The following is a 12819-nucleotide window of genomic DNA, read 5'->3' on the forward strand; positions in this document are numbered from 1 at the left end:
CTGTCGTGCGGAGTTCGATGCGTGCACGTCATTCGTTGGCACACAAGGGAAATCGAGCGTTACTAGGGTCTGGCCAACCAACGAGGAGGTCTTGCGATGAGCCTTGCGGTCGCCGAAGAACAACCCACCGTCCACAAGGGACGGAGGTGGATCGAGCACTGGGATCCGGAGGACGAGCAGTTCTGGGAGACGACCGGCAAGAAGGTCGCCAGGCGGAACCTGGCCTTCTCGATCTTCGCCGAGCACCTCGGGTTCGCCGTGTGGGTGCTGTGGTCGGTGGTGGTGCTGAGCCTGCCGGCGGCCGGGCTGCCGATGAGCGTCTCGGAGTCGTTCTGGCTGGTGTCACTGCCGAACCTGGTCGGGGCCGCGATGCGGATTCCGTACACGTTCGCCGTGCCGAAGTTCGGCGGGCGGCTGTGGACGACGATTTCCGCGTCGCTGCTGCTGATCCCGGTGTCGCTGCTCGCCTTCCTGGTGCCGAGCGACTGGATGCACAGCCAGTCGCACGACACGCAGTTCTGGCTGTTGCTCGGGTGTGCGGCCGTGGCCGGCTTCGGTGGTGGCAACTTCTCGTCGTCGATGGCCAACATCTCGTTCTTCTACCCGGAGAAGCGCAAGGGCTTCGCGCTCGGACTGAACGCGGCGGGCGGGAACCTCGGCGTGGCCGTCGTGCAGATCGTGGTGCCGCTGGTGGTGATCATCGGTGTGCCGAAGGCGTTGGTGGGCAAGGAAGTCCACCTGGCCTACGCGGGTCTCATGTGGATGCCGTTCATCGTCATCGCGGCGGTCTGCGCGTGGCTGTTCATGGACTCGATCAGCGAGGCGAAAGCGGACACCCGGTCATATGTGAAGGCGTTGAAGCACGGGCAGACCTGGGTGATGTCGGTGCTGTACATCGGAACGTTCGGCTCGTTCATCGGGTTCTCGTTCGCGCTGCCGCTGGTGATCAAGACGACGTTCCCCGAGTTCCTGGCGCAGAACACGTTCATTCGGGACTACCTGGCCGGCCTGGGATTCGTCGGCGCGCTCGTCGGTTCGGTGTCGCGGCCGTTCGGTGGCTGGTTGTCGGACCGGATCGGCGGCGCGAAGGTGACGCTGTGGGTGTTCGTCGGGATGGTGGCGGCGACCGGCATGGCCGCGTTCGGCGTGACGGAGCGCAGTTTCGCGCTGTTCTTCGGCTCGTACATGGTGGTGTTCGCGTTGTCCGGTATCGGGAACGGCTCGACCTACCGGATGATCCCGGTGATCTTCGGCGCGCTCGGCCGCAAGGAGGCGTCGGAGAAGGGACTGGATCCGTCGGCGACCGCGGTGGCGTTCAAACGGCAGGCGGCGGCGGTGATCGGTGTCGCCGGTGCGATCGGCGCGTTCGGTGGTTTCCTCGTGCAGCAGGCGTTCCGGGTGGCGAGCACGGACGCGGCGACGGCGTTGAAGGGCAAAACGGGCGCGGAGGCGGCACGGATCGCGGAGGACTACGCGAGTTGGTCGCTGCCGGCGTTGTGGGTGTTCATCGGGTCGTACGTGGTGTTCGCCGGGATCACGTGGTGGGTGTACCTGCGCAAGAGCCTGCTCGTGCAGCGCGCGCCCAGCCTCGCCTACGCGGGCGTGTGACTGCCAGACTGATCGCGTGAAGTATGTGGATGGCCCCGAGGTCGACGTGGACATCGAGATCGATGCGTCGCCGTCGCGCGTGTGGCCGCTGGTCACGGATATCGAGCTGCCCACCCGCTTCAGCCCCGAGCTGAAGCGGGTGGAGTGGCTTGACGGGGCGACCTCGGCGGCGCTCGGCGCGTCCTTCGTGGGTCACAACCGGAACGAGAGGCTCGGCGGTTGGCGGACTGTGTCACGTGTCGTGGAGCTGGAGGCTGAGCAGGTATTCGCCTGGGCTGTGTTCGACCCCGACAGCCGTTTCGGTTCTGGCACCACGGAATCCGAGCAGTCGATGGCGTTGTGGCGGTTCACGTTGGAGCCGTCCGGAGGCAGCACGCGGGTGCGGTTGGCGGCACGCCTGGGTCCGGGGCGGTCCGGGCTGAAACTGGCGATCGAGACGCTGCCGTATCCCGAGGAGCAGATCATCGAGTACCGGCTCGCCGACCTGCGCGGCGGTATGGAGGCCACACTCACGGGGCTGAAACGTATCGCGGAAGGCGCGGCCCACTAGCCTGCTGCTTCGCACCGATTGAATAATTGTTTTCGTTTATCTCGCGAGATCAAGCCGAATAAGTCTCAGGTCAAGTCGCGCACACCGTCGTGTACATCACTTCCACCAACCGGGTGTTCACGTCGTTGAAAGCTTGGCGATGGCTCACGCTGTTGTGACGATTGTGTCGTCTTAATCAACCGCGTTGGACGGGAGATTGACTGTGACCAGTCGGGTAGTTCTGATGGCCATGACGGTGGTGGCCGCTGCTGGTGTCATCGCCGGGGCCGGTCAGGCATCGGCCGATGTGCCACCGTTCAGTGAGGCCCAGGGCAGCGGCCTCGACGAGTGCGACGCCAACCGTGTCTGCCTGTACACCTCGCCGCGGTACAACGAGAACGCTCCGGCCGGCTCGGCCTGGATGTGGCAGCTCAAGAGTTCACAGCCCAACCTGCACGTGGCCCCGACCGCTGGCGACGAGCCTGATTCCGTATTCAACAACACTGACTCGCCCGTGACGCTGTATCAGCATTATTACGTCGGGCTCTGTGTGACCGTCGGGCCCGGCCGCGCCATTGAGGATCTCGATCACTACGGATTGAAGAATCAAGTGAGTTCAGTGCGCATCAGCACGACCTACGTCTGCCCATCAACGGGCAGCGTATCGCCCTGAGATTTCTCCAGCCGTCGGACGCGGCACATTGTTGCCGCGTCCGACGGCTTGAAAACACATCGCGGAAGGTGCGGCGGTATAGCAGGCTGGGTACATGCTCGATCGGCCGATCACCGCGGACATCCTGCGCGGCGCCCAGGACCTGGAGCGCACCGGACGCGGCGTGCTGCCACACCGGTTGCCCGCCAAGGCCCGTGCGCGGTGCGACGACCCGCGGCTGGCCGGCGCGGAGTCCCAGCCCTCCGGCGTGCGGCTGGCGTTCCGCACCGAGGCCACCGCCGTCGAGCTGGACACGTTCCGCACCAAGATGGGCTACCGGGGCGTCCCGCCTCGTCCCGACGGCGTGTACGACCTGGTCGTGGACGGCCGGCTGGGCGCCCAGGCCAGTGCCGCCGGCGGCGATGTGCTGACCGTGGACATGGCCACCGGAGCCATCGAGACGCGGCCGGGTCCGGTCGACACACTCCGGTTCACCGGGCTGCCGGCCGGCGCCAAGGACGTCGAGATCTGGTTGCCGCACAACGAACGCACCGAGTTGGTCGCCCTGCGTACCGACGCGCCGATCCAGCCGCTGCCGGACCGGGGCCGCAGGGTGTGGCTGCATCACGGCAGCTCGATCAGCCAAGGGTCCAACGCCGCGAGCCCGACCACCACCTGGCCGGCGCTGGCCGCCGCCGTCGGCGAGGCGGAGCTGATCAACCTCGGGTTCAGCGGCAGCGCGCTGCTCGACCCGTTCACCGCCCGCACGTTGCGGGACACCCCGGCCGACCTGATCAGCGTCAAGATCGGCATCAACCTGGTCAATCACGGCGTGATGCGGCTGCGCGCGTTCACTCCGGCGGTGCACGGCTTTCTCGACACCATCCGCGAGGGGCACGCCACGACGCCGTTGCTGGTGGTGTCGCCCATTCTCTGTCCGATCCACGAGGACACCCCGGGCCCTGGGGCGTTCGACCCCGACGCGCTGCGGACCGGGACGGTGCGGTTCCAGGCGACCGGCGACCCCGCCGACCGCGCCGCGGGGAAACTGACGCTCGAGGTCGTCCGGGAGGAACTCGCCCGGATCGTGCGCCAACGGATGGTCGAGGACCCCAACCTGCATCACCTCGACGGCCGCGAGCTGTACGGCGAGACCGACTTCACCGAGCTCCCGCTGCCCGACCGGCTCCACCCGAGCCCCGCCGCGCACCGCCGTATGGGTGAGCGCTTCGCAGTCCTGGTCTTCGGTCGGGGCGGCGCTTTCGCGCAGTGATCCATGCCACCGCACGTGCTTCTGACCTGCGGCGGGAATCTTCCGTAACAACGGCGCAACGTCGGTGACCCGGCCAGGTCATCGTCCGAAGCGAGCATGGCACCACGCGGAGACGCAAGGGAGGTTCGATGCCACGCACGCTCGTCGTCGTCGGCAACGGCATGGTCGGCCACCGCCTCGTGCAGGCGGTGCGCGAACGCGACCAGGCCGGCGCCTGGCGGGTGGTCGTGCTCGCCGAGGAGCACCGCCCCGCCTACGACCGGGTTGCCCTCACGTCCTATGTGGACGGATGGGACCCGGCGGTGCTCTCCTTGCCGGACAACACCTTCGACCACGATGACGCCGTCAGCCTGCACCTCGGCGATCCGGTCACATCGATCGACCGCGAGGCCCGCGAGGTGGTCACCGCCTCCGGACGGCACGTCGACTACGACGCACTCGTGCTCGCCACCGGATCGCGCCCCTTCGTCCCACCGGTCCCCGGCCGTGAGCTGGACGGCTGCTTCGTCTACCGCACGATCGACGACCTGGACGCCATCCGCGAACGCGCCACCCAGGCCGTCGCCGCCCGAGGCGGACGCCGATCCGCCATGGTCCTCGGCGGCGGTCTGCTCGGCCTCGAAGCGGCGAAAGCCCTGCGGGACATGGGACTTTCCCCGCACGTCGTCGAACTCGCGCCGCGTCTGATGCCGCTGCAGGTGGACGACGGAGGCGGCGGCCTGCTGCGCGGTCTGATCGAGGACCTCGACGTCACCGTGCACACCGGCACCTCGACCGAGAAGATCGTGCCCGACGGCGACCGGCTGATCGCCCGCCTGTCCAACGGCGTCGAACTGGACCTCGACCTCGTGGTGTTCTCCGCCGGCATCCGCCCGCGCGACGATCTGGCCCGCGACGCCGGACTCGAAGTCGGGGAGCGGGGCGGCATCGTGGTCGACTCGAACTGCCGCACCGGCGATCCCGACGTCTACGCGATCGGCGAGTGCGCCCGCGTTGGCGACATGGTCTACGGCCTGGTCGCGCCCGGCTACGCGATGGCCGACGTGGTGGCCGGCGCCCTGACCGACTCGCACGCCGACGAGTTCACCGGCGCGGACATGTCCACCAAGCTCAAGCTCCTCGGCGTGGACGTGGCCAGCTTCGGCGACGCGCACGCGGCCACCGAAGGCGCCAGGGAGATCGTGTTCGCCGACGCGCTGGCCGGCACCTACAAGAAGCTCGTGGTCTCCTCCGGTGGCGAGACGCTGCTTGGCGGCGTGCTGGTCGGCGACGCCACGCCGTACGCCTCGCTGCGTCCGATGGTCGGACGCGCTCTGCCCGGCGAGCCGGCCAAGCTGATCGCGCCGGTGTCCGACGGCGGCGGGGTCGGGGTGGACGCGCTGCCCGACGACGCGCAGATCTGCTCCTGCAACGCGGTCACCAAGGGCACGATCCGCAAGTCGATCGTGGAGGACGGCTGCGCCGACGTGGCCGCGGTCAAGAAGTGCACCAAGGCCGGAACCTCGTGCGGCTCCTGCGTTCCCGTGCTCAAGCAACTGCTGAACGCGTGCGGCGTCGAGCAGTCCAAGGCGCTGTGCGAGCACTTCAGCCACTCGCGTGCCGAGCTGTTCGAGATCGCCAGGGTCACCGGGATCGCCAGCTTCGGCGAGCTGATCACCAAGCACGGCACCGGCCGCGGCTGCGACATCTGCAAGCCGGCGGTCGCGTCGATCCTGGCCAGCCTCGGCAACGGGCACATTCTGGACGGCGAGCAGGCGACCCTGCAGGACACCAACGACAAGTTCCTGGCCAACCTGCAGCGCAACGGCACCTACTCGGTCGTGCCACGAGTGCCCGGCGGCGAGATCACGCCGGACAAGCTGATGGTGATCGCCGAGGTCGCACGCGACTACGGGCTGTACACCAAGATCACCGGCGGGCAGCGGATCGACCTGTTCGGCGCGCCGGTCGAGGACCTGCCGGCGATCTGGAAGCGCCTCGTGGAGGCGGGTTTCGAGTCCGGCCACGCCTACGGCAAGGCGCTGCGCACGGTGAAGTCGTGCGTGGGGTCGACCTGGTGCAGATACGGCGTGCAGGACTCGGTCGGGCTCGCGATCGAACTGGAGCTTCGCTACCGGGGCCTGCGCTCGCCGCACAAGTTGAAATCGGCCGTCTCTGGGTGCGCCCGCGAGTGTGCCGAGGCGCGTGGCAAGGACTTCGGCGTGATCGCCACCGAGAACGGCTGGAACCTGTACGTGGGCGGCAACGGCGGCATGATGCCCCGGCACGCCGACCTGCTGGTGTCCGAGGTGGACAAGGACACGCTCATCCGCACCATCGACCGGTTCCTGATGTTCTACATCCGCACCGCCGACCGGCTGCAGCGCACCTCGACCTGGCTGGAGTCGCTGGACGGCGGGCTCGACCACGTCCGCGACGTCGTGGTCGAGGACAGTCTCGGCATCTGCGACGAGCTGGAAAGGCAGATGGCGCAACACATTCAGGACTACACCGACGAGTGGGCGGCCGTGCTGGACGACCCGGTGAAGCTCGCCAAGTTCACCTCGTTCGTCAACGCGCCCGGCACGCCGGACCCGACGATCTCCTTCCGGCCGGAGCGCGGCCAGAAGGTACCCGTGATGCTCGGAACCCCGGGGGTAAGGACGTGACAGCGATGACATCCATTGATATCGCGTGGCTGCCGGTGTGTCGCGACGAGGTGCTCGCGCCGGAGCACGGAGTCGCCGTGCTGCTGCCCGGCGGCGAGCAGGCCGCCGTGTTCCGCACACACGACGGCGACCTGCACGCACTGTCCAATGTGGACCCGTTCAGCGGTGCCGCGGTGCTGGCGCGCGGGATCGTCGGCGATCTGGCCGGCGTGCCGATGGTCGCCTCGCCCATGCACAAGCAGCACTTCGACCTGCGCACCGGCGTGTGCCTGGAGGACCCCGAGGTGTCCGTGCGGGTGTACCCGGTCCGGATCGAAGGCGGCATGATCATGGTCGGTAGCCCATGACCGATGTCCTGCCGCTCGCCGGGTTCACCGTCGGCGTCACCGCCGCCCGGCGTGCCGACGAGCTGAGCGCCCTGCTGGAGCGCCGCGGTGCCACCGTGGTGCACGGCCCGGCGATCCGGATCATCCCGCTCGCCGACGACACCGAGCTGCTGACCGCCACCCGAGGACTGCTCGAGGGCCCGGTCGACTACGCCGTCGCCACGACCGGGATCGGCTTTCGCGGCTGGATCGAGGCGGCGGAGGGCTGGGACCTCGGCAAGCCGCTGCTGGACGCGCTCGCCGGCGCGCGAGTGCTGGCGCGCGGCCCGAAGGCCAAGGGCGCGGTGCGCGCGGCCGGCCTGGTCGAGCACTGGTCGCCGGACTCGGAGGCCAGTTTCGAGCTGCTGGAGCATCTGCTCGCCGAGGGCGTGGCCGGCAAGCGGGTCGCCGTGCAACTGCACGGGGAGCCGCTGCGCGAGTTCACCGACACGTTGCGTGACGCGGGCGCCGACGTGGTGACCATCCCGGTGTACCGATGGACCGGGCCGGCCGATCCGGCACCGCTGGACCGCCTGCTGGACGCGGTGCTCACCGGAACGGTCGACGCGCTCACCTTCACCAGCGCACCGGCCGCCGCGAGCGTGCTGCGCACCGCCGAGGACAGCGACCGGATCGACGATCTGGTGTCCGCCCTGCGGCGGCGCGTGCTGACCGTCTGCGTCGGCTCGATCACCGCGGGACCGTTGACGCGCAAGGGAATCCCGGTCGTGCAGCCGGAGCGCGCGCGGATCGGCGCGCTGGTGCGCGAGGTGGTGGAGGAGCTGCCCGCCCGTGCGCCGAGGGTGCGCTTCGACGGCCGGGAGATGCAGTTGCGCGGCCAGGCGGTCCTGCTGGACGGCGAGCTGCTCCCGGTCGCGCCGGCGCAGATGGCCGTACTGCGCGCACTCGCCGAGGATCCCGGCCGGGTACTGTCCCGGCCGGCATTGCAGGGCGCGCTGCGGCGCAACTCGGGACGCGCCGAACGGATCGACGCCCACGCGGTGGAGACCGCGATCGGGCGGCTGCGCACCTCGCTGCGCGAGCCCGAGCTGGTGCAGACTGTGGTGAAACGCGGCTACCGGCTGGCGGTGCCGCGGTGACGCCTATGGGGACACTGGTTCTCGTCGCGCACGGGACACGCGATCCCGCCGGCGCGTCCACCGTGGACTCGATCACCGACGCGGTGCGGCACCGGCTGCGCGGCGTCACCGTGCGGGTCGCCTACGCCGACGTGCGCGCGCCCGACGTGACGGCCGTCCTGCGCGAGGTACCCGGTCCAGCGGTGGTGGTGCCGATGTTCCTCGCCCGGGGCTACCACGTGCGCGCGGACGTGCCGGCGCAACTGGTCGCGGCCGGCCGGTCATCCGGTGACACACGGTTGACCGACGCGATCGGCACCGATCGCCGGCTGGTGGCCGCCGCGCACGACCGGCTGCTCGCCGCCGGCGCGCGGCCCGGTGACGCCGTGGTGTTCGCCGCCGCCGGGTCCTCGGACGAGGGCGCGCTGGCCGACGTGCGGCTCGCCGCGGCTGGGCTCGCCGCGCGCACCGGCGCCGATGTCCGGATCGCCTATGCCGCCACCGCCACGCCGAAGGTGGCGGACGTGGTGAGCGAACTGCGGGCGCGGCGGCAACGGGTCGCCGTGGCGAGCTGGTTGCTCGCTCCCGGCCAGTTCCAGCGGGTCGTGGCGGCCAGCGGCGCCGACCTGGTGGCGGACCCGCTCGGCGCGCATCCGGCCGTGGTGGACGCGGTGGTCAGCCGTTACGCGGGCGGTCACGCACCGCTGGCCTTGGCCGGCACACATGCGCACCCGTGCATTTCCCGGTGACCATCATGTGGGATAGCTGCGGCGTGGGTTACGGACAGGATGACTGAACGCGACCATCGGGCGAACACGCCATTCCGGAACGTTATCGGCGCCCCGGACAGGGATACGGAGACGGGCCGGACGGTCGGCGGGGCGCATTACGTCACGCCGTCCCGGCTGGTTAGGGGGTCGCCGCCGGAACCTAAGGGCGCGGACCCTCGGCCTAGGGGACCCGTGCCCCACGCAGGCCGCCTGGTCCACAGTGGACAGCCGGTGAAAGCGGGTGTGAACTGCGTCACCGCAGATTCTCGGTGTATTCCCTAGGGGCGGTCGAATACCCCTAGGAATCGCTTCGGTCAACCCCTCCTGAATGGCGGAATCCACGGTGATCTGCGTCTCTTCGTTGCGAACCGGCTCACAAAACCGGCTAATCGGCACTGCGCGGAAAACCGCGGCGAGTGTTCGGGAAGTCGTGACGAGGAGAAGCCATGAGGCAGCGCAGAATCTGGGGCTGGATCGACACCAGGGGACCGGCCGACGGGCGGGACCAGGATCGCGCGGTGTACCTCGAGGCGTGGGAGCGCGGCGCGCAGCGGGTGGGCGACGTCGACGCCGAAGACCGGCACATTCTGCGCAGCATCGACTAGCCGCCGGTAGGGCGAGCGCCGTCACACGATCGGCGTCGCGCATCGGAAGTGACTCCCGGGTAGGCTTCGGCATCGGTTTTCATGTCGCAGACGACTCTCAGGAGGCCCGGTGACCGACGAGGCTGCCGAGGCAGGAGCTGCCGCCGGGCCTAGCGAGAGCCGCAGAAGCGTGCTTGTCGCTGAGGACGAGGCGCTGATCAGGCTTGATCTCGTGGAGATGCTCCGCGAAGAGGGGTACGAGGTGGCCGGCGAGGCGTCGGACGGTGAACAGGCCGTCCAACTCGCCCGTGAGCTCCGGCCGGACCTGGTCATCCTGGACGTCAAGATGCCGCGCAAGGACGGCATCGAGGCGGCGTCCGAGATCGCCGGTGAGCGGATCGCGCCGGTGGTGATCCTGACCGCGTTCAGCCAGCGTGACCTGGTCGAACGCGCGCGCGAAGCCGGCGCGATGGCGTACCTGGTCAAGCCGTTCGGCAAGCCGGACCTGGTGCCGGCGATCGAGGTGGCGGTGAGCCGGTTCGCCGAGGTCCAGGCGCTGGAGCTGGAGGTCGCGGGGCTGACCGACCGGCTGGAGACGCGCAAGGCCGTCGAGCGGGCCAAGGGGCTGCTGATGAGCAAGCAGGGCCTGTCCGAGCCGGAGGCGTTCCGCTGGATCCAGCGCACCGCGATGGACCGCAGGACCACGATGAAGGCCGTCGCCGACGCCGTCGTGGAAGGTCTGACGTAGTCCACACCGATCATGTGGGTCGTTCACATGGCACGGTCGTACCGTTTTGAGATTCACAGCCGCGCCCAAACCATTGCCGGCCCGTGACCTCCGGAGTACGCCCGGATGACATGATGCCTGCCTGGCAGAAATGCAATAACGAAGCAGTAACACTGGTGCAGGGCATGTCGACCAATGTTCGTCCGCGCTGTACTACGGTCACGTCATTCGGATGGGGATTACTCGTCCGATGTAGTTGCATACCCGTTGTTACGGGCATGTCGAAAGGATGGCAGCGTTGCGTCCCAAGATCACTCGCCTCACCGGTGTGCTCGCAACCGGCATGGCGTTGTCTCTGGCCCTTGCCGGCTGCGCCGGGAACTCGTCTGATGGCGGCGGTGGTACCGGCGGGAACGCCTCGTCCATCAAGATCGGCTTCATGGGCGACCTCACCGGTGAGAACTCCGGCATCGTGATCCCGCCGCTCAACGGCGCGATCCTCGCCTTCGAGGAGTACAACGCCAAGAACCCCAAGGTCAAGATCGATTTCAACAAGGACCTCCACTACGACAGCCAGGGCAAGTCGGACATCGCGCCCAACCTGGTGACCAAGGCGATCAGCCAGGACAAGGTCACCGGCCTGATCGGCCCGGCGTTCTCCGGTGAGTCCAAGTCCGTCGGCAAGCAGCTCGACGAGAACAAGATCCCGAGCGTCTCGCCGTCCGCGACCAACCCCGGCCTCGCCCAGAACGGGTGGAAATACTGGCACCGGGTCGTCGCCAACGACAACGACCAGGGCCCGGGCATCGCCGACTTCATGATGCGCGCCAAGAGCCCGAAGAAGGTCCTCGTGGTCTCCGACGACCAGGAGTACAGCATCGGTCTGGCCGAGGCGCTGGCGAAGGCCTTCAAGGACAAGGGCACCACGGTCGAGACCGACAAGTTCTCCAAGGACTCGCCGAACTACAACCCGACCGCGAACAAGGCCACGGCGTTCCAGCCGGACCTGATCGCCTTCGGTGGCTACTACGCCCAGGGCGGCAAGCTGCTCAAGCAGCTCCGCGACGCCGGTGTGAAGGCTCCGTTCGTCACCGGTGACGGCTCGCTGGACGCCGGCCTGGTCAGTGGCGCCGGCGCGCAGAACGCCGAGGGTGCCGTCATCGGCTGCCCGTGCAAGATCCCGTTCGGTTCGGTGACCGGTCCGCTGAAGGACTTCAAGGACAAGTACAAGGCGCGGTTCAACACCGACCCGCAGATCTACGCCGCTGAGGGCTACGACGCCGCGACGGCCTTCATCAAGGCGGTCGAGGCCGGCAAGACCTCCGGCGACGACATCAACGAGTTCCTGAAGACACTGTCCTTCGAGGGCGTGTCCAAGCCGATCAAGTTCAAGGACAACGGCGAGCCTCAGGCGAACTCGATCTTCGTGTACCAGGTCAAGGCTGGGCAGATCGGTCTGCTCGGCGACTCGACACAGGCGAAGCTCGAGGGCTGAGACCCGTTCCCGCGCGAGGGAACGTGCAACCGGACGGGGCGAGAGCGCCTGCGGCGCTCTCGCCCCGTCATACGGCCACCCGTTTCCCGCCCCGAACTCGGTAAGGCAATCCCATGGACAACTTCCTCGGCCAGTTCGGTCCAGCCACAGTTGGCGGACTGGCCATCGGCTCGATCTACGCCCTCGTCGCCCTGGGCTACACGATGGTCTACGGCGTACTCCGACTGATCAACTTCGCGCACTCCGAGGTCTTCACGATCGGCGGATTCGCCGCCGTGGGGGTCTTCCTCATGGTCGGCGTGTCCGCCCCGGTCGGCGGTTTCGCGCTTATCGGCCTGTTGTTACTCACCGTGCTGGTGGCCATGGCGGCCTCCGGCGGAACGGCGTTGCTGCTCGAACAAGTGGCATACAGACCGCTGCGCAAGCACGGCTCCTCACGGCTCGCGGCACTGATCTCGGCGATCGGCGCCTCGCTGTTCCTGCAGGAGCTGATCAAGCTCGTGATCATCCCGCACGTCTTCGGCCAGTCCAACGGCGCCATTCAGCTGCAGAACATGCCGCGCGTGATCGACAAGACGCCGTTGTTCTCCATCGGCAACGCCCCCATCCGCCTGGACCACGTGATCATCGTGGTCGCCGCGGTGATCATGATGGTGCTGCTGGACCGGTTGGTGAACGGCACCCGCGTCGGCCGAGGTATCCGCGCCACGGCGCAGGACCCCGAGGCCGCCGTACTGATGGGCGTGAACATCGACAAGGTGGTGCGCACGACGTTCCTGCTCGGCGGTGCGATGGCCGGTGTGGCCGGCGTGCTGTACCTGCTCTACTTCGAGAACCTCGACTATCGAGTCGGGTTCGTCGTCGGCATCAAGGCGTTCACCGCAGCGGTCCTCGGCGGCATCGGCAATCTGCGCGGTGCGTTGCTCGGTGGTTTCGTGCTCGGCCTTGTCGAGAGTTGGAGCTCGATCTTCCTCGGTGCTGAGTGGAGCGAAGTGACCGCGTTCGTCGTCCTGGTCCTGGTGCTGATGTTCCGGCCCACCGGCATTCTCGGTGAGTCGTTGCAGCGGGCGCGAGCGTGAGGAGTTGGCA

12 protein-coding genes are annotated in these 12819 nt (G+C 68.2%); all 12 read left to right on the plus strand.

Features of this window, described 5'->3' with window-relative positions; all coding sequences use genetic code 11:
* Positions 1-96 precede the first annotated feature (96 nt).
* The 12 genes from EV193_RS23250 (at position 97) to EV193_RS23300 (ending at position 12809) form a co-directional block, all read left to right on the plus strand.
* The gene (locus tag EV193_RS23250) at positions 97-1608 is read left to right on the plus strand and encodes an MFS transporter (protein ID WP_130346347.1); all 1512 of its coding nucleotides are present in this window, start codon (positions 97-99) and stop codon (positions 1606-1608) included.
* A 46-nt stretch (positions 1609-1654) separates the two neighbouring features.
* A complete protein-coding gene (locus EV193_RS23255; protein WP_242613596.1) occupies positions 1655-2158 on the plus strand; it encodes an SRPBCC family protein in 504 nt (167 codons plus the stop codon).
* Between the two features lie 223 nt (positions 2159-2381).
* A complete protein-coding gene (locus EV193_RS23260; RefSeq protein ID WP_130346351.1) occupies positions 2382-2810 on the plus strand; it encodes a peptidase inhibitor family I36 protein in 429 nt (142 codons plus the stop codon).
* 94 nt (positions 2811-2904) lie between these two features.
* Entirely contained in the window at positions 2905-4062 is a 1158-nt protein-coding gene (locus EV193_RS23265; protein ID WP_130346353.1) for a GDSL-type esterase/lipase family protein, read from the plus strand.
* Between the two features lie 128 nt (positions 4063-4190).
* Complete coding sequence (gene nirB, locus EV193_RS23270; RefSeq protein WP_130346355.1) at positions 4191-6710, plus strand: nitrite reductase large subunit NirB; 2520 nt, start codon at positions 4191-4193, stop codon at positions 6708-6710.
* Positions 6711-6715: 5 nt separating this feature from the next.
* Entirely contained in the window at positions 6716-7057 is a 342-nt protein-coding gene (nirD, locus tag EV193_RS23275; protein ID WP_130346357.1) for a nitrite reductase small subunit NirD, read from the plus strand.
* Positions 7054-8175, plus strand: a complete 1122-nt coding sequence (locus tag EV193_RS23280; RefSeq protein WP_130346359.1) for a uroporphyrinogen-III synthase — start codon at positions 7054-7056, stop codon at positions 8173-8175. The genes nirD and EV193_RS23280 overlap by 4 nt, the downstream gene beginning before the upstream one ends.
* 5 nt (positions 8176-8180) lie before the next feature.
* Positions 8181-8903, plus strand: a complete 723-nt coding sequence (locus tag EV193_RS23285) for a sirohydrochlorin chelatase (protein ID WP_130346361.1) — start codon at positions 8181-8183, stop codon at positions 8901-8903.
* Positions 8904-9370: 467 nt separating this feature from the next.
* The gene (locus EV193_RS33480) at positions 9371-9529 is read left to right on the plus strand and encodes a hypothetical protein (RefSeq protein ID WP_165401472.1); all 159 of its coding nucleotides are present in this window, start codon (positions 9371-9373) and stop codon (positions 9527-9529) included.
* Between the two features lie 109 nt (positions 9530-9638).
* On the plus strand, positions 9639-10256 hold the full coding sequence (locus EV193_RS23290; protein WP_130346363.1) for an ANTAR domain-containing response regulator: 618 nt from the start codon (positions 9639-9641) through the stop codon (positions 10254-10256).
* Between the two features lie 268 nt (positions 10257-10524).
* Complete coding sequence (locus EV193_RS23295) at positions 10525-11730, plus strand: branched-chain amino acid ABC transporter substrate-binding protein (protein ID WP_130346365.1); 1206 nt, start codon at positions 10525-10527, stop codon at positions 11728-11730.
* A 113-nt stretch (positions 11731-11843) separates the two neighbouring features.
* Positions 11844-12809 (plus strand): branched-chain amino acid ABC transporter permease, encoded by a 966-nt coding sequence (locus EV193_RS23300; RefSeq protein ID WP_130346367.1) that lies wholly within the window; start codon positions 11844-11846, stop codon positions 12807-12809.
* Positions 12810-12819: the final 10 nt, after the last annotated feature.

Source organism: Herbihabitans rhizosphaerae, assembly GCF_004216555.1.
GTDB classification, from domain to species: domain Bacteria; phylum Actinomycetota; class Actinomycetes; order Mycobacteriales; family Pseudonocardiaceae; genus Herbihabitans; species Herbihabitans rhizosphaerae.

Excerpts from the sequence above, each read along its gene's own strand:
- EV193_RS23250 (WP_130346347.1), top strand. The coding sequence starts at position 97 with ATGAGCCTTGCGGTCGCCGAAGAACAACCCACCGTCCACAAGGGACGG.
- EV193_RS23260 (WP_130346351.1), top strand. The coding sequence starts at position 2,382 with ATGGCCATGACGGTGGTGGCCGCTGCTGGTGTCATCGCCGGGGCCGGT.
- EV193_RS23265 (WP_130346353.1), top strand. The coding sequence starts at position 2,905 with ATGCTCGATCGGCCGATCACCGCGGACATCCTGCGCGGCGCCCAGGAC.
- nirB (WP_130346355.1), top strand. The coding sequence starts at position 4,191 with ATGCCACGCACGCTCGTCGTCGTCGGCAACGGCATGGTCGGCCACCGC.
- nirD (WP_130346357.1), top strand. The coding sequence starts at position 6,716 with ATGACATCCATTGATATCGCGTGGCTGCCGGTGTGTCGCGACGAGGTG.
- EV193_RS23280 (WP_130346359.1), top strand. The coding sequence starts at position 7,054 with ATGACCGATGTCCTGCCGCTCGCCGGGTTCACCGTCGGCGTCACCGCC.
- EV193_RS23285 (WP_130346361.1), top strand. The coding sequence starts at position 8,181 with ATGGGGACACTGGTTCTCGTCGCGCACGGGACACGCGATCCCGCCGGC.
- EV193_RS33480 (WP_165401472.1), top strand. The coding sequence starts at position 9,371 with ATGAGGCAGCGCAGAATCTGGGGCTGGATCGACACCAGGGGACCGGCC.
- EV193_RS23295 (WP_130346365.1), top strand. The coding sequence starts at position 10,525 with ATGGCAGCGTTGCGTCCCAAGATCACTCGCCTCACCGGTGTGCTCGCA.
- EV193_RS23300 (WP_130346367.1), top strand. The coding sequence starts at position 11,844 with ATGGACAACTTCCTCGGCCAGTTCGGTCCAGCCACAGTTGGCGGACTG.